The organism is Streptomyces sp. NBC_00459, from assembly GCF_036013955.1.
In the GTDB taxonomy this organism is placed as follows: domain Bacteria; phylum Actinomycetota; class Actinomycetes; order Streptomycetales; family Streptomycetaceae; genus Streptomyces.
Map to the genome: position 1 here is coordinate 7,430,138 of NZ_CP107903.1, position 16,156 is coordinate 7,446,293.

12 protein-coding genes are annotated in these 16,156 nt (G+C 71.0%); 8 read left to right on the forward strand and 4 right to left on the reverse strand.

All coding sequences use genetic code 11. The features are described 5' to 3' along the window. Positions 1-19 precede the first annotated feature (19 nt). From OHN74_RS32885 to OHN74_RS32900, 4 genes are read left to right on the forward strand one after another with little or no spacing between them, the layout of a single operon-like run. Entirely contained in the window at positions 20-1,603 is a 1,584-nt protein-coding gene (locus tag OHN74_RS32885) for an ABC transporter substrate-binding protein (protein ID WP_327698187.1), read from the forward strand. Next, on the forward strand, positions 1,600-2,553 hold the full coding sequence (locus OHN74_RS32890) for an ABC transporter permease (protein ID WP_327698188.1): 954 nt from the start codon (positions 1,600-1,602) through the stop codon (positions 2,551-2,553). The genes OHN74_RS32885 and OHN74_RS32890 overlap by 4 nt, the downstream gene beginning before the upstream one ends. Further along, complete coding sequence (locus OHN74_RS32895) at positions 2,550-3,428, forward strand: ABC transporter permease (RefSeq protein ID WP_327698189.1); 879 nt, start codon at positions 2,550-2,552, stop codon at positions 3,426-3,428. The genes OHN74_RS32890 and OHN74_RS32895 overlap by 4 nt, the downstream gene beginning before the upstream one ends. Then, positions 3,425-4,978: an ABC transporter ATP-binding protein gene (locus tag OHN74_RS32900; RefSeq protein WP_327698190.1), complete on the forward strand. Its 1,554-nt coding sequence runs from the start codon at positions 3,425-3,427 to the stop codon at positions 4,976-4,978. Before OHN74_RS32895 ends, OHN74_RS32900 begins: the two co-directional genes overlap by 4 nt. A 45-nt stretch (positions 4,979-5,023) precedes the next feature. Here the strand turns inward: OHN74_RS32900 and OHN74_RS32905 are convergent, their stop codons facing one another. Continuing rightward, positions 5,024-6,424, reverse strand: a complete 1,401-nt coding sequence (locus OHN74_RS32905; RefSeq protein ID WP_327698191.1) for a M1 family metallopeptidase — start codon at positions 6,422-6,424, stop codon at positions 5,024-5,026. Positions 6,425-6,638: 214 nt separating this feature from the next. Here OHN74_RS32905 and OHN74_RS32910 point away from each other — a divergent pair, with 214 nt between their 5' ends. Together OHN74_RS32910 and OHN74_RS32915 are read left to right on the forward strand one after the other, a co-directional pair. Beyond that, positions 6,639-8,162: a 3' terminal RNA ribose 2'-O-methyltransferase Hen1 gene (locus tag OHN74_RS32910; RefSeq protein WP_327698192.1), complete on the forward strand. Its 1,524-nt coding sequence runs from the start codon at positions 6,639-6,641 to the stop codon at positions 8,160-8,162. Beyond that, entirely contained in the window at positions 8,159-10,753 is a 2,595-nt protein-coding gene (locus tag OHN74_RS32915) for a polynucleotide kinase-phosphatase (RefSeq protein WP_327698193.1), read from the forward strand. Before OHN74_RS32910 ends, OHN74_RS32915 begins: the two co-directional genes overlap by 4 nt. 205 nt (positions 10,754-10,958) lie before the next feature. Here OHN74_RS32915 and OHN74_RS32920 read toward each other — a convergent pair whose 3' ends face one another. Together OHN74_RS32920 and OHN74_RS32925 are read right to left on the reverse strand one after the other, a co-directional pair. Beyond that, positions 10,959-11,858, reverse strand: a complete 900-nt coding sequence (locus OHN74_RS32920; RefSeq protein WP_327698194.1) for a hypothetical protein — start codon at positions 11,856-11,858, stop codon at positions 10,959-10,961. Next, positions 11,855-12,856: an SPFH domain-containing protein gene (locus tag OHN74_RS32925; RefSeq protein ID WP_327698195.1), complete on the reverse strand. Its 1,002-nt coding sequence runs from the start codon at positions 12,854-12,856 to the stop codon at positions 11,855-11,857. Before OHN74_RS32925 ends, OHN74_RS32920 begins: the two co-directional genes overlap by 4 nt. Positions 12,857-13,055: 199 nt before the next feature. On the opposite strand from OHN74_RS32925, the gene OHN74_RS32930 reads away from it, so the two are divergent. Then, a complete protein-coding gene (locus OHN74_RS32930) occupies positions 13,056-14,282 on the forward strand; it encodes an arginine deiminase (RefSeq protein ID WP_327698196.1) in 1,227 nt (408 codons plus the stop codon). Between the two features lie 143 nt (positions 14,283-14,425). Further along, a complete protein-coding gene (gene argF, locus OHN74_RS32935; protein WP_327698197.1) occupies positions 14,426-15,433 on the forward strand; it encodes an ornithine carbamoyltransferase in 1,008 nt (335 codons plus the stop codon). Between the two features lie 56 nt (positions 15,434-15,489). On the opposite strand, the gene OHN74_RS32940 is transcribed toward argF, so the two are convergent. Continuing rightward, positions 15,490-15,942, reverse strand: a complete 453-nt coding sequence (locus OHN74_RS32940) for an ATP-binding protein (RefSeq protein ID WP_327698198.1) — start codon at positions 15,940-15,942, stop codon at positions 15,490-15,492. Between the last annotated feature and the right edge of the window lie 214 nt (positions 15,943-16,156).

Genomic DNA, 16,156 nt, shown 5'->3' on the forward strand with positions numbered 1-16,156 from the left:
GAGACACCGAAGGACTCCCATGCACGACTTGTCTGCCCTGCGCCGACGCGGATTTCTCACCGCCGTGGGCACAACCGCCGCGCTCGGCGTGTTCGGCCTCGCGGGCTGCGCCGACTCCACGGACGACACGTCCGACGGCAGCGGCACCGACAGTGGCACGCCCAGACGCGGCGGACGGCTGCGCGCCGCCTTCGCCGGCGGGGGTGCCAGCGAGACCCTCGACCCGCATCTGGCCAGTCTGTTCGCCGACGCGGCCCGCGCGAAGGCGCTCTACGACAAGCTCGCTGACTACGGCGCCGACCTCTCCGCGCAGCCCCGCCTCGCCGAGAAGTGGGAGGCCAACAAGACCCTGGACCGCTGGCAGGTCACCCTGCGCCGGGCCACCTTCCACAACGGCAGGGCGGTCACCGCCGAGGACGTGCTGTACAGCTACCGGAGGATCGCCGACCCCGACCGGACGTTCCGGGCGAAGGCGTCCCTCGAGCCGATCGACCTCGACGCCAGCCGGGCCACCGGCACGCACGGGATCGAGTTCGTACTGAAGCGGCCGACGGCCGAATTCCCCAACATCCTGGCCTCGTTCGGCGCGTACATCGTGCCCGACGGCGCCACCGGAACCGACTTCGACAAGAAGCCCGTCGGGTCCGGTCCCTTCAGGTTCGTGTCCTTCGCGCCCGGCCGGTCCGCGCTCTTCCGCCGCTACGACGACTACTGGGAGGGCGCCCCGCACCTCGACGAGATCGAGTTCGTCGTCGCCAACGAGGAGTCGGCGCGCGTCAACGCGCTGCTCGGCGGCCAGGTCGAGTACGCCCACGAACTCAACCCGACCACCGCGCGAGCCCATGAGGGCAAGGGGCAGATCGAGATCGTGCGGCTGCGCAACAGCGCCATGCAGGGCTTCGCGATGAAGACCGACCGCGCGCCCTTCGACGACAAGCGCGTCCGCGAGGCCTTCTTCCTCATCGCCGACCGGCAGGAACTCGTCGACGGCGCGCTGTCCGGCGCGGGTGTCGTCGGCAACGACCTGTTCGGCAAGGGGTACGAGTACTACGCCGCCGATCTCCCGCAGCGCGCCCAGGATCTCGACCGGGCCAAGGCCCTGCTGAAGCAGGCCGGAGCCGAGAACCTCAAGGTCACGCTCGACACCTCGGAGGTCGCCGCGGGTTTCACCGAGGCCGCCGGGATCTTCCGCGACCAGGCCGCGAAGGCGGGCGTCACGATCGAGGTGAAGGTGGGCAGCAAGGACTCGTACTGGAGCGACATCCTCGACTCCGGCACGATCTGCTGCTACCGCTCCGGCGCCATGCCCATCGAGGCGCACATCTCGCAGCGACTGCTCACCGACTCCACCACCAACGCGACGAAGTGGCACCACAAGGACTTCGACGCGCTCTACCAGCAGGCCCAGTCGACGAAGGACAAGACCGAGCGGACCGCCGTGTACGAGCGTATGCAGCGCAGGCTGTACGCCGAGGGTGGCTTCCTGGTGTGGGGGTTCGCCGACTGGATTCTCGGAACCGCCAACAAGGTCAAGGGGGTTGAGGCGAAGGCGCCCGCCAACTCGCTCGACTGGGCGCGGTTCGACAAGGTCTGGCTGGCGTGAGCGGACTGCGCTCCTTCGTCGTCCGGCGGCTGCTTCTCGGCGGCGCGCAGACCGTGGCCGTGGTGCTGCTGGTCTTCGCGCTCACCGAGGCGCTGCCGGGCGACGCGGCCGTCGCACTCGCCGGGGACCAGCCCGACCCGGCGCGCATCGCGGCCATCCGCGAGGCCATGCACCTCGACCGGCCCGCGTACGAACGGCTGCTGGACTGGGTGACGGGCCTCGCGCACGGGGACTTCGGCACCTCGCTGACCTCTGGACGCCCGGTCGGCACATACATCGAGGACGGGTTCGGGCCGACACTGCTGCTCGCGGGCATCACGGTAACGCTGCTGATTCCGCTGGGAGTCGGGCTCGGTGTACTCGCCGCCCGGCACGAGGGGCGGCTCGTGGACCGGCTCGTCAGCTCCGTCACCCTCGGCGTGTACGCCGTACCGGAGTTCGCCCTCGGGGTGCTGCTGGTGACCGTCTTCGCCCTCCGGCTGGGCTGGCTGCCGCCGACCGCCGTCGGCTACGGCACCGACCTGCTCGGCCACCCCGCCGCACTGGTCCTGCCCGTGCTGGTTCTGCTGTCCCGGCCGGTCTGCTCACTGTCCCGGCTCGTCCGGGCCGGCATGGTCGACGCACTGAACTCGCCGTACGTCGCCCAGGCGCGCCGGTACGGTATCCCGGGCGCCCGTGTCAGGTACGGTCACGCCCTGCCCAATGCCGTGGCCCCCGCGGCGCAGCAACTCGCGCGCACCGTCGACTGGTTGCTGTGCGGAGTCATCGTCGTGGAGGCGCTGTTCGTGATCCCGGGCCTGGGAACCGTGCTGATGAACGCCGTCGCCGAACGCGATGTGCCGGTCGTGCAGGGGCTGGCGGTGGTGTTCGGTGTGCTCACCGTCGTCCTCAACCTGGGCGCCGATCTGGTCGCGCACCGGTTCGCGCCCCGGGCGGGTGTGGCCGCGTGAAGGGCATCTCGCGCTTCGCGCTCGGGGCCGCCGTCATCGGCGTACCCCTCGTCCTCGCCCTGCTCGGACCGCTGTTCGCGGGTGAACCGGGGCCGCGGGCCGTCTCGTTCACGCTCGGGGACGGGCACTGGCTCGGCACCGACTTCGTGGGCCGGGACGTGTGGCAGCAGGTGCTGCACGGCGGCCGGCCAGTGGTGGTGACCGCGCTGGCCGCGACCGCGCTCGCCTACCTCGTGGCGCTGCCCATCGGCCTCATCAGCGCGCTCACACACCGGAGTTGGCTGGAGGAGCTGCTGATGCGGCCCCTGGACGTACTGCTCGCCGTACCCTCGCTGCTGCTGATCCTGCTGGTGGCCTCGGTGTTCGAACCGGGCGCGGTCGGGCTCGCCCTGCTCGTCGCACTGGCCAACATCCCGGACGCGGCCAGGATCGTGCGCGCGGCGGCGGCCGACGCCGCCGCCCGCCCGGCCGTCGAGGCACTGCGTATGCAGGGCGAGACCTGGTGGCGCATGGCCGTCGGCCATGTCGGCCGCGCCATCCTCCGCACCCTCGCCGCCGACGCGGGCATCCGGCTCACCGGCGTGCTGTACCTGGTGGCCACGGCGGCCTTCCTCGGCGTCGGGGTCGCGCCGGATGCCGCCGACTGGGCGGTCATGGTGGACCGCAACCGCACCGGGCTGTTCGTGCAGCCCTGGGCCGTGGTCGTGCCCGCGCTGCTGATCGTCGCGCTGACGACGGGCAGCAACCTGCTCTTCGACGCGGCGCTGGACGGACGTACCCGCAGCGTGCGGCGCCTCGGCGGAAACCGGCGCCCCGGCGACAACCGACGTACCCGTGACAGCCGACGTACCGGCGAGAAGGAACGACAGGCATGACCGTCCCCGTCAACGACCCCGCCGACACACCTGTCGCCGAGATCGAGAACCTCCGCGTCGAGATCGACGGCCGGCCCCTCGTCGACGGAGTCAGCCTCCGTGTCCTCCCCGGCCGGGTGACCGCCCTGGTCGGCGCGTCCGGCAGCGGCAAGACCACCACGGGCCTGGCTCTGCTCGGCGAACACCCGCCAGGCGCCCGGGTGTCGGGCGAGGTACGGGTGTCCGGCGGGGGGCCGATCGGATACGTCCCCCAGCATCCCGCCGCCGTCCTCAACCCCGCCCGCCGGGTGGGCGCCCTGCTCGGCGACATCGCCCGCGAACAGGTACGGGACCTGCCCCGGGCAGTACGCCGGACGGAAGCTCGCACCCGTGTGCTGCGCGCCCTGGCGGATGCCCAACTGGTCGAGGGGGAGACCCTGTTGGGCCGCTACCCCCACCAGCTCTCCGGCGGCCAGCAGCAACGGGTGGTGCTGGCCCAGGCGCTGCTGCTGGGTGCCCGGGTCGTCGTCGCGGACGAACCCACCACGGGCCAGGACGCGTTGACGAAGAGCCGCATCGTCGACGAGCTGACGGCCGTCGTCGCGCAGGGCATCGCCGTGGTCCTGCTCAGTCATGACCTCGACGTCGTCCGCGCGCTGGCCGACGAGGTGCTGGTGATGTACGAGGGCCGGGTCGTCGAGTCCGGCCCGACGGAACGTGTGTGGCGCGCGCCCCGACATGCGTGGACCCGTGAACTCCTGGCCGGGTCACCACAGTTCGGTGACCGAGACGGCACCCGTGACCACGGCGCCGACGAGCGGACCGGCGGCCCCGCCCTTCTCGTCGAGAATCTCACCGCCCGCCACCACCGCACCCAGGTCCTGCGTGTCCCCGAACTCGGTCTGCACGCGGGCGAATGCCTCGCCGTCGTCGGTCGTTCGGGCAGCGGCAAGACCACCCTCGCCCGGTGCCTCGCCGGACTCCACCGGGACCACGAAGGCCGGGTGACCCTCGACGGCAACGTCCTCCCGCGTAGCCTGCGTGCCCGTGACCGGCGTCAACTGGCCGCCGTGCAGTACGTGTTCCAGGACGCGCGAGCAGCGTTCGACGAGTACCGGTCCGTCGTCGACCAGGTCGCCCGTACTGCCGTACGGCTGCGCGGCGCCCAAGCCGCGGACGCCTGGGCGGAAGCCCTCGCGGCCCTCGCGGAACTGGGGCTCACCGAGGAGCAGGCCCACCGGCTGCCCGGTCGGCTCTCCGGCGGCGAACTGCAACGTGCCGCCCTCGCCCGGGCGTTGCTGGCCCGGCCCCGCGTCCTCATCTGCGACGAGATCACCTCGGGCCTCGACACGGTCACCCGGCGCGGTCTCCTCGACGTCCTCGCCGGGCTGCGGCGCGGGCGCGACGACCTGTCCGTCGTCCTCATCACACACGACCTGGACATCGCGTCGCTGGCCGACCGGATCGCCGTTCTCGACGCGGGTGAACTGGTCGAACAGGGCCCGGCGGTACGGGTGTTGACCGAGCCGTCGCACCCGTTCACCAAGCGGCTGCTGGCGGCGGCGGAGTAGAGGAGGAGGGCGGGAGGGAGCCGGGCAGCCGGTTCGCGGGTGGCTTCAGCGGATGCGGTGCCGCTTCCAGAAGGGGCCCAGGTCCTTGTCCGTCACGGACTGGGCCGCCTTCTTGAAGTCGGCGGTGGTGGAGACGCCGTACCAGTGGTCGTGGGCGTACCGCTTGAGGAGCCGGGCCATCGTGCCGGCGCCGAGCGTGCGCTCCAGATCCGCCAGGGCGCAGGGGCCGGTCGTGTACAGGAGGTAGTACTCGCCACGGTGCGTGGACCAGTAGGCCATCGAGTTGGTGAGCGCGGCGCCGGCGCTCGGCCAGTCGCCCTCCGACGAGCAGTCGAAGCCGTCCCAGCCATAGAAGCGCGCGTTGGCGTACTGGGCGAAACTCTCGTCCAGCCAGGGCGAGTTGTACTCGTCGTTGCCCACGATTCCGTACCACCACTGGTGCGCCACCTCATGGACGGTGGCGCCGCCTTCCTCGGTGGTCCCGAGGACGACCAGGCCGGGATACTCCATGCCGCCGCCGAACCCGCTGGTCATCACGAGGTCGATCTCGCCGTACGGATAGCGGCCGAACTCCTTGCCGAACCGGTCGACGGCGGCCACGCCGTCCCGGCGGTTGAGGCGGACGCCCGCAGCGGGTGTGTCCGGCGCCCAGTACGACTTCACGCGCACGCCCCCGGGCGAGGTCTCGGTCGCGGTACGGAACGGGCCCGCCGCCCACGCGAAGTCCCGTACCCGCTCGGCGACGCTGTGCGTGACCGTCCGGCCGGGCCTGCCGGGGCGGGTCCAAGTGCGCCCGGTCGCGGGGACCTTGAGGGCCGTGGGGTGGTCGAGGCGCACCCGGAAGTCGCTTGCCAGCGCATAGAAGCTCTCGCCGGTCGCCACATACGGATCGAGGTGCCACCCCTTCGCGTCGTGCACGGCCAGGACCGGCAGCGCGTTGCCCAGGAAGCGGAACGCGCCCTCGCGGCCGAAGCGGTTGTTCCGTTCGGGCACGGTGATGGACACGTCGAGGGCGATGGTCGTCCGTTCACCGCGTGCGAGCGGTTTCGGCAGAGTGATGCCCAGTGCCGTGCAGCCCACGGTGAGGCGGCCCGGGGTGCCCCCGCGCACCTTGGACACCTTGACGGGCGACGGCTTGCCTGACGTGCCGCATCCGTCGTCGCCGTTGCCCCAGAGGCGTAGATACACCTCGCGCAGGGGCCGATCGGAGGCGTTGCGGAACGACATCCGCTGCCGGCCGGTCCAGTGGGAGCCGTCGGAATCGGCGCGCAGGGTGACGTCGTAGCGAAGTCGGTCGGGCGTCGCGGCCGTGGTGGAGGCTCCCGCCCTGGCGTCGGGCGCCGTGTCGACCCGGGCCGCGGTGGAGCCCGCGGTCGCCAGGGACGCGAGCAGCACGACCAGTAGACGGCGACGGGCTCTTGACGACCACGAGGGCAGTGACGACATGGCAGCGGATCATGCCACATCGCTCCGGATCCTGGCCCCGACCTGCGGGAATCGAGAGAATCGACTCCGCTTCGGCGGTGGGACCGGGTGCCGGACGCCGGACTGTCGGCGAAGCCGCCGCGGGGAAAATGCCTGAGTACGCCGGGAGCGTTCGCTGTACGTTGACGCACAGCAAGTATCCCCAGTTCAACCCCTTCTCTGAGGCCTGGCCACCGTGTTCCTGACCATCAGCACCACCGGCACCCCCGAACGTCCCGCGACCGATCTCGGCTACCTGCTGCACAAGCATCCCGACAACGCGCAGACGTTCTCCACGTCCTACGGCACCGCGCACGTTCTCTACCCCGAGGCGTCCGACGAGCGCTGTACGGCCGCGCTGCTGCTGGAGGTCGACGCGGTCGCACTGGTCCGGCGCGGCAAGGGCAAGGGACGCGGCGGCGCACCCGACGCGGCACTCGCGCAGTACGTCAACGACCGCCCGTACGCGGCCTCTTCGCTGCTCGCGGTCGCGCTGAGCGCGGTGTTCAGCAGCGCGATGAAGGGCCAGTGCCGGGCGAAGCCCGAACTCCCGGACCAGGCGCGTCCGTTGCGCATCGACGTGCCCGCACTGCCGGCCCGGGGCGGCGCCGACCTCGTACGGAACCTCTTCGAGCCGCTCGGCTGGACGGTGACGGCCGAACCGGTCGCGCTGGACACGGAGTTCCCGGAGTGGGGCGACTCCCGGTACGTGCGTCTCGTCCTCGAATCGGAGACGCTGACGCTCGCCGAGGCGCTGCGCCATCTGTATGTCCTGCTGCCGGTCCTCGACGACGCCAAGCACTACTGGGTGGCGCCCGACGAGGTCGACAAACTGCTGCGGGCCGGTGAGGGCTGGCTGCCCGCGCACCCGGAGCAGAAGCTGATCACCAGCCGCTATCTGTCCCGTCGTTGGTCGCTGACCCGGCAGGCCATGGAGCGACTGGAACTGGTCCGGCTGGCCGAGACCGACGACAGCGAGGTCGAGGAGATCGACAACGCCGTCGAGGACGAGACGGAGGCGGAGCCGGAGGAGAAGCCGACCTCGCTCGGCGTGCAGCGCCGGGACGCGATCATCGCGGCGCTGAAGGCGTCCGGGGCCGCCCGGGTGCTCGATCTCGGGTGCGGACAGGGCCAGTTGGTGCAGGCGCTGCTCAAGGACACGGCGTTCACCGACATCGTCGGTGTGGACGTGTCCATGCGCGCGCTGACCATCGCCTCGCGGCGGCTGAAGCTCGACCGGATGGGTGAGCGGCAGGCGGCGCGCGTCAAGCTGCTCCAGGGCTCGCTCGCCTACACCGACAAGCGGCTCAAGGGGTACGACGCGGCCGTACTGTGCGAGGTCGTCGAACACCTCGACCTGCCCCGTCTGCCGGCCCTGGAGTACGCGGTGTTCGGCGCGGCCCGCCCCCGCACGGTCCTCGTGACGACGCCGAACGTCGAGTACAACGTCCGCTGGGAAACCCTCCCGGCCGGCCACAGCCGCCACGGCGACCACCGCTTCGAGTGGACCCGGGAGGAGTTCCGCGCTTGGGCGGACGCGGTGGCCGAACGGCACGGCTACGAGGCGGAGTTCCTGCCCGTCGGGCCGGACGACCCGGAGGTGGGTCCGCCCACCCAGATGGCCGTGTTCACGATGAGGACCGAGACCGAGACCGAGAACGGGACCGGGACCGGGACCGGGACCGGCACGAAGGAAGAGAAGGAGGCGAAGGCCGCATGAGCAGCGTCGAGAACGTCACAGGTGTCGATAACAAGGGGCGCGTGCTGCCCGTCACAGACCTCTCCCTCGTCGTGCTGGTCGGGGCGTCCGGCTCGGGCAAGTCCACTTTCGCGCGGCGGCACTTCAAGCCGACCGAGATCATCTCCTCGGACTTCTGCCGAGGCCTGGTCGCCGACGACGAGAACGACCAGAGCGCCTCCGGGGACGCCTTCGACGTCCTGCACTACATCGCCGGCAAGCGACTCGCGGCGGGCCGCCGTACGGTCGTCGACGCGACCAACGTCCAGGAGAGCAGCCGGAAGCAGCTGATCGAGCTGGCGCGGAGGTACGACGTCCTGCCCATCGCCGTCGTCCTCGACGTGCCCGACGACGTCTGCGCCGAACGCAACGCCTCCCGCACCGACCGGGCCGACATGCCCCGCCGGGTCATCCACCGGCACATCCGCGAACTCCGCCGCTCCCTGCGCCACTTGGAGCGCGAGGGATTCCGCAAGGTGCACGTCCTGCGCGGTGTGGAGGAGATCGAGAGCGCCGAGGTCCGCACCGAGAAGCGCTACAACGACCTGACCCACCTCACCGGGCCCTTCGACATCATCGGTGACATCCACGGCTGCGCGGCCGAACTGGACTCGCTGCTCGGCAAGTTGGGCTACGAGGACGGGGTGCACCCGAGCGGCCGTACCGCGGTCTTCGTGGGCGACCTCGTCGACCGCGGCCCGGACAGCCCGGGCGTGCTGCGCCGTGTGATGTCCATGGTCGGCTCGGGCAACGCGCTGTGCGTACCCGGCAACCACGAGAACAAGTACGGCCGTCACCTCAAGGGCCGCAAGGTCCAGCACACCCACGGACTCGCCGAGACCATCGAGCAGATGGCCGACGAGAGCGACGAATTCCGCTCCCAGGTGCGGGAGTTCATCGACGGCCTGGTCAGTCACTACGTCCTCGACGGCGGTCGGCTGGTGGTCTGCCACGCCGGTCTGCCCGAGAAGTACCACGGCCGCACGTCGGGCCGGGTGCGCTCGCACGCGCTGTACGGCGAGACGACCGGTGAGACCGACGAGTTGGGCCTGCCGGTGCGCTACCCGTGGGCGGAGGACTACCGGGGCCGGGCGGCCGTGGTGTACGGCCACACCCCCGTCCCGGAGGCGAGCTGGCTGAACAACACCATCTGCCTCGACACCGGTGCCGTCTTCGGCGGCAAGCTGACCGCGCTGCGCTGGCCGGAGCGGGAACTGGTCGACGTACCGGCGGAGCAGGTCTGGTACGAGCCGGTCAGGCCGCTGCGGTCGGAGGCGCCGGGCGGGCACGACGGCCGGCCGCTGGACCTGGCGGACGTCCACGGCCGCCGGGTGGTGGAGACGCGCCACGCGGGCCGGGTCACCGTCCGGGAGGAGAACGCGGCAGCGGCACTGGAGGTCATGAGCCGGTTCGCGGTGGACCCGCGTCTGCTGCCGTACCTTCCGCCGACGATGGCTCCGACGGCGACGTCCCACGTGGACGGCTATCTGGAGCACCCGGCAGAGGCGTTCGAGCAGTACCGGGCGGACGGGGTCGCGCGGGTCGTGTGCGAGGAGAAGCACATGGGTTCGCGGGCGGTGGCGCTGGTGTGCCGTGACGCGGAGGTGGCTCGGAAACGGTTCGGTGTGAGCGCCGGCAGTGATGGCGGAGGCGGTGTCGGTGACGGTCCTACGGGGGCGTTGTACACGCGTACCGGGCGCCCGTTCGTCGACGATCCGACGGTGACCGAGGAGATCCTCGGCCGGGTACGGGTGGCTGCGGACGCGGCCGGCCTGTGGGAGGAACTCGACACCGACTGGCTGCTCCTGGACGCCGAGTTGATGCCGTGGTCGCTGAAGGCGTCCGGGCTGCTGCGGTCGCAGTACGCGGCCGTGGGCGCAGCCTCCGGGGCGGTGTTCCCGGAGGCGCTGGCGGCGCTGGAGGGTGCGGCGGCGCGTGGCATCGACGTACAGGACCTGCTCGCGCGTCAGCGCGAACGGGCCTCGGACGCCTCGGCGTTCACTGCCGCCTACCGGCGCTACTGCTGGCCGACGGAAGGGCTCGACGGGGTTCGTCTGGCGCCCTTCCAGGTCCTGGCGACGGAGGGGCGAAGCCTGGCCGGGCTTCCCCACGATGAGCAACTGGCCCTGTTGGACCGGCTGGTGGAGCACGACCGTACGGGTCTGCTGCAGACGACCCGTCGGCTGTACGTGGACACGGCCGACGCGGAGTCGGTGCGGGCGGGCGTGGACTGGTGGCTGGAGATGACCGGCCGGGGCGGTGAGGGCATGGTCGTCAAACCGCTCGGCGGGGTGGTGCGAGACGGGAAGGGGCGACTGGTGCAGCCCGGCATCAAGTGCCGGGGGCGTGAGTACCTGCGGATCATCTACGGTCCGGAGTACACACGGCCGGAGAACCTTGCCCGGCTGCGGGGGCGGTTCCTGAACCACAAGCGGTCGCTGGCTATCAGGGAGTACGCGCTGGGGCTGGAGGCGCTGGACCGGTTGGCGGAAGGGGAGCCGCTGTGGCGGGTGCATGAGGCGGTGTTCGGTGTGCTGGCGCTGGAGTCGGAGCCGGTGGATCCGCGGCTGTAGCGCTGTAGCGCTGTAGCGCTGTAGCGCTGTAGGGGCGGCGGGGGCTTTCGCCCCCCCCGCCCCTACGCGTCCCATCCTGTACCTGGGGGCTGCGCCCCCGGACCCCCCTTCGGCCCTGAAGGGGCCTCGTCCTCAAACTCCCCCAGAGGGGAGACCCCCAGACGGGCTGGTGGTGCCGGCCGGCGCTGAAACCACCCCCTCAGCATCAGCCCACCAACCGCAACCGCTCCCCGCACACCCCCACCCGGACCGTCTGCCCCCATGTCAACTGCACCGCATCCCCCTCCATCCCGTCCCCGAACGCCACCAGCCGCTCCGACTCCACCGTGAGTCGGAGCTCCGCTCCCGACGCCAACTCGCCCGCCACCAACGACGTCCCGGTGACCGGTGAAGGCCAGGCCTCCCGTACGAACCACAGCAGGCGGTCGTCGGTGGGGCGGGGCAGGGAGAGGGCGGCGCCCCGCTCCTGCCACAGCGACCGCAGCCAACCGCTCGCCCCGGTCCCCGTTCCCACCAGTACCCCGGACGAGGCCTGGGCCTCGGCGACACCCCTGTCGTCGCCGAGGCCCAGGCGATACCGGACCGTCTGGTGGCCGGGTGCCCCCAGGTAGATCTCGTTGAGGGCGACCAGCCGCTGCGTGTCGTCCGCGACCGCCTCGACCATGGTCAGTTCGTCGACTCCGGTGTCCCGCGCGAACACCGCGGGCAGCAGACCCGCCACCGCTGCCGGGCGGTGTCTTACCAGCACCCCGGGATTACGCCCGGGATCGGTGTCGACGCCCAATACCGGCTGCCCGGTGAGGTACTTGGCGACATTCGCCACCAGCCCGTCCTGTCCGACCACGACGACCACGTCCTCCGGCCCGAAGAGGAAACGGTCCAAGTCGGCCCGCTCGACCCGGGTCTGACGCCAGGTCAGAGGGACTGCCGCCGTCACCTCCGCCATGGACCTGTGGGTGCGGCGGTGGCGTTCGGCGATCTCCTCGATGTCCCGTCCCCGGGAGCGAAGGAAGAAGGCGGCCTGGCCGTGCGTGCCGTGCCGGGCCACCAACTCCTCGTACTCCGTGGTGCGGTGGACCATGACGGCCCGCGGAGCGAGGCTCACTCCCGCGCTCCGCCCAGCCTGGCGAGCAGGCCGGTCAGTACGTCCGGTGACACCGTCAGGCTGTCGATCCGGGGCAGGTTCTCGGCGAGCCGGGTGCCTGTCAGGGCGTGCAGCATCGCCACATCCGCGTCCGCGTGGGCGTGCAGCCACGCCGTCTGGGCCTGGGCCCGCGCCTCGCCCACCCCGCGCACGCTCGCGGCCTCGGCCTCCGCCAGCCGTACGACCCGCGCCGCCTCCGCCTCTGCCCGGACGGCGTCGGCCGCCGCGTACTCCTCGGCCTCCCGGCGGGCGTTCGTACCCCGCTGGTCGACCAACTGCTCTTCCCTCCGGGCGAGTTCGATCTGACTGGCCAGCTCGTTCTCGGCGATGGTCCGCTCGCGTTCGACTGCCACCGCACGACGTTCGTACGTCGCCCGGTCGGCCTCCTGCTGAATCTGTTCGCGGGCGGGCGTCCGCAACGCCCGCTCCACCTCGGGCTCCGGCCGCAGCGCCACCACCCGTACGGCCACGACCTCGATGCCCGTGGCCGGCAGACGTGGCTCGGCGGCCAGCCCCGCCGCGACCCGTTCCCGCACCGACGCCACCCCGTCGACCAGCGCGGACGCCAGTGCCGTGCGGGCCAGGACATCCAGGGCATGCTGCTGGGCCGTCTCCGTCAGCAGCGTCGACAGCTGCTCCAGGGGCGCGCTGCGCCAGACGCCCGTGTCCGGGTCGACGGAGAAGTCGAGGCGGGCGGCGGCCAGAGCGGGGTCGCTGATGCGGTAGGTGACGGTCGCCTGGACCGCCACGTCCTGGAAGTCGGACGTACGGGCATGGAAGGTCATCGCCAACTCCCGGTCGTCGACCGGGACTTCGGAGAGTGTGGCGGTCAGGGCGCGGAACCAGAAGCTGAGCCCGGGACCGTCGTGCGCCAGTCGGCCGGAGCGGTGGTGGCGGATGTGGGCGGTGGGAGTGCCGCGCAGATGGCGCCATCCGAGGCGCCGGGTGATGTCGGCCATGTGCCTGTCGTCCATCCCTCGTCCGGTGCGGGAGCGTCCGTTCGACGGCACTCCCGCACCCCTTGTCGTCAGGTAGACGATATCCGATGGGGCTGCTTATCGTCAAGGGGACGAGATGGAGGGGTGGGGTGTGGAGGGTTATCGCACATATACCGCCGACCAGCGGGTGAACAGGGTGCGAAGTGGTCAGGATGGAGGCATGGGATTCCATGTCGACTCCGAGGCCGGGCGGCTGCGCCGCGTCATCCTGCACCGGCCGGATCTAGAGCTCAAAAGGCTCACCCCCAGCAACAAGGACGCCCTTCTCTTCGACGACGTCCTGTGGGTGCGCCGTGCGCGTGCCGAGCACGACGGCTTCGCCGACGTCCTGCGCGACCGGGGCGTCGTCGTCCATCTCTTCGGCGACCTGCTCATCGAGGCCCTGGCGATCCCGGCGGCCCGCACCCTCGTGCTCGACCGGGTCTTCGACGAGAAGGAGTACGGGCCGCTGGCCACCGACCATCTCCGGGCCGCCTTCGAGAGCCTGCCCGCCGCCGAGCTGGCCGAGCTGCTCATCGGCGGCATCACCAAGCGCGAGTTCCTGGCTGCGCACGCGGAACCGGCCTCGGTCCGCTTCCATGTCATGGACCTCGACGACTTCCTTCTCGGCCCCCTCCCCAACCACCTCTTCACCCGCGACACCTCGGCCTGGATCTACGACGGCGTCTCCATCAACGCGATGCGCTGGCCCGCCCGGCAGCGGGAGACCGTGCACTTCGAGGCGATCTACCGGCACCACCCGCTCTTCCGTGACGAAACCTTCCATCTCTGGTCGGAGGGCCAGGCGGACTATCCCTCCACCATCGAGGGCGGGGACGTCCTGGTCATCGGCAACGGCGCCGTACTCATCGGCATGAGCGAGCGCACCACGCCGCAGGCGGTCGAGATGCTCGCGCACAAGCTGTTCGCCGCCGGTTCGGCCGAGACGATCGTGGCGCTCGACATGCCCAAGCGGCGTGCGTTCATGCACCTCGACACCGTGATGACGATGGTCGACGGAGACACCTTCACCCAGTACGCCGGGCTCGGCATGCTTCGTTCGTACACCATCGAACCGGGCGTCGGGGACAAGGAGTTGAAGGTCACCGACCATCCGCCGGAGCACATGCACCGGGCGATCGCCGCCGCGCTCGGCCTGAGCGAGATTCGCGTCCTGACCGCGACACAGGACGTGCACGCGGCCGAGCGGGAGCAGTGGGACGACGGCTGCAACGTCCTCGCCGTCGAGCCGGGTGTGGTCGTCGCGTACGAGCGCAACGCGACCACGAACACGCATCTGCGCAAGCAGGGCCTTGAGGTGATAGAGATCCCGGGCAGCGAGCTGGGGCGGGGGAGGGGCGGTCCGCGCTGTATGAGCTGTCCGGTGCAGCGGGATGCGGTGATGTAGCGGGGCGTGGCTCGTCCGTGTCCCCGACTCCCGGTCCGTCGCGGGCGGGCTCGAAAACCTGACCGCATAGAAATGTTAGGAGTCGTATAGACTTCCATTCGTCCACGTCCTGTACGCCCTGCCGGATCACCTGGAGCGCCCCCATGGCGACTGTCCCCACCGCCCTCGCCGGGCGCCATTTCCTCAAGGAGCTGGACTTCACCGGGGAGGAGTTCCGCGGCCTGCTCGACCTGGCCGCCGAGCTGAAGGCGGCGAAGAAGGCCGGCGCCGAGACGCGGCACCTGGTGGGGAAGAACATCGCGCTGATCTTCGAGAAGACCTCGACGCGTACGCGCTGCGCGTTCGAGGTCGCGGCGGCGGATCAGGGCGCCTCGACGACGTATCTCGACCCGTCGGGCTCGCAGATGGGTCACAAGGAGTCCGTGAAGGACACCGCGCGGGTGCTCGGGCGGATGTACGACGGGATCCAGTTCCGGGGCGACAGCCAGGCGGCGGTCGAGGAGCTGGCCGCGTACGCGGGGGTGCCGGTGTTCAACGGTCTTACCGACGACTGGCACCCCACCCAGATGCTGGCCGACGTGCTGACGATGACCGAGCACAGCGACAAGCTGTTGACGGAGATCGCCTTCGCCTACCTCGGCGACGCGCGCTTCAACATGGGCAACTCGTATCTGGTCACCGGCGCGCTGCTCGGCATGGACGTACGGATCGTCGCACCGCGGGCCTACTGGCCCGCCGAGGATGTCGTCGCCGGCGCGCGGAAGCTGGCGGAGGCGAGTGGCGCACGGGTGACGCTGACCGAGGACGTGCCGGAGGGCGTACGGGGTGTCGACTTCGTCGCCACCGATGTGTGGGTGTCGATGGGGGAGCCGAAGGCGGTGTGGGCCGAGCGGATCGCGGCGCTGGCTTCGTACGCCGTGACGATGGATGTCCTGCGGGCGACGGGGAACGCGGACGTGAAGTTCCTGCACTGTCTGCCGGCGTTCCATGATCTCGGCACGAAGGTCGGGCGCGAGATACACGAGACCTACGGGCTGGAGTCGCTGGAGGTCACGGACGAGGTGTTCGAGTCCTCGCACTCGGTGGTGTTCGACGAGGCGGAGAACCGGTTGCACACGATCAAGGCTGTGCTGGTCGCTTCGCTGGCCTGAGGAGTCTCTCGCCCCCCCCGTTGCCGGGGGCTGCCGCCCCCGGGCCCCGCGAACCCCTACGCCCGACGCCACTGTGCCGGTACCACCGGTACCCGGAACCACACCGCCTTGCCCGAGTCCGTGGTCCGGTGGCCGCAGGACGAGCTCAGCGTCCGGATCAGCAGCAGCCCCCGCCCGTGTTCCTGCCAGGGATCCGGCTCCTCCGACAACGGCCGCGTCAGATTCCCCGGCGGCGCCGGGTCGGGATCGTGCACCTCGACCTGGCAACTGGTCGGCAGCAGCTCCACCACCAGCTCTATCGGCGCGTCCCCGGCCGTGTGCTCCACGGCGTTCGCCACCAGCTCCGCGGTGAGCAGTTCCGCCGTGTCGCAGTCCGCCGCCGCATGCTCCAGCTCGGTCAGAGCCGTGCGGACCAGCGCGCGGGCGACAGGCACCGCCGCGGCGGTGTGCGGCAGGGCGATACGCCAGGAGGCGGGGGCGGGGGGTTCTTGCACGGCGGTTCCGTTCATGGAGCAGGCTGTCCTGCTTTCAACAATAGGAATGGTACGGCGGGGTCCGGCCGAGGCACTGGTCGGGCGCCGCGCGGGACTTACGGCCCCGCTCACCGTTCGGCTTACCCACACCAACGGCCCGTCTCCCCTGACCACTCCCACTGTTACCGCGCTATTGACGCCTCGTGACGGGACCGGATCACCGGAACAGGCCGCCGCCGCGGTCCCCGAT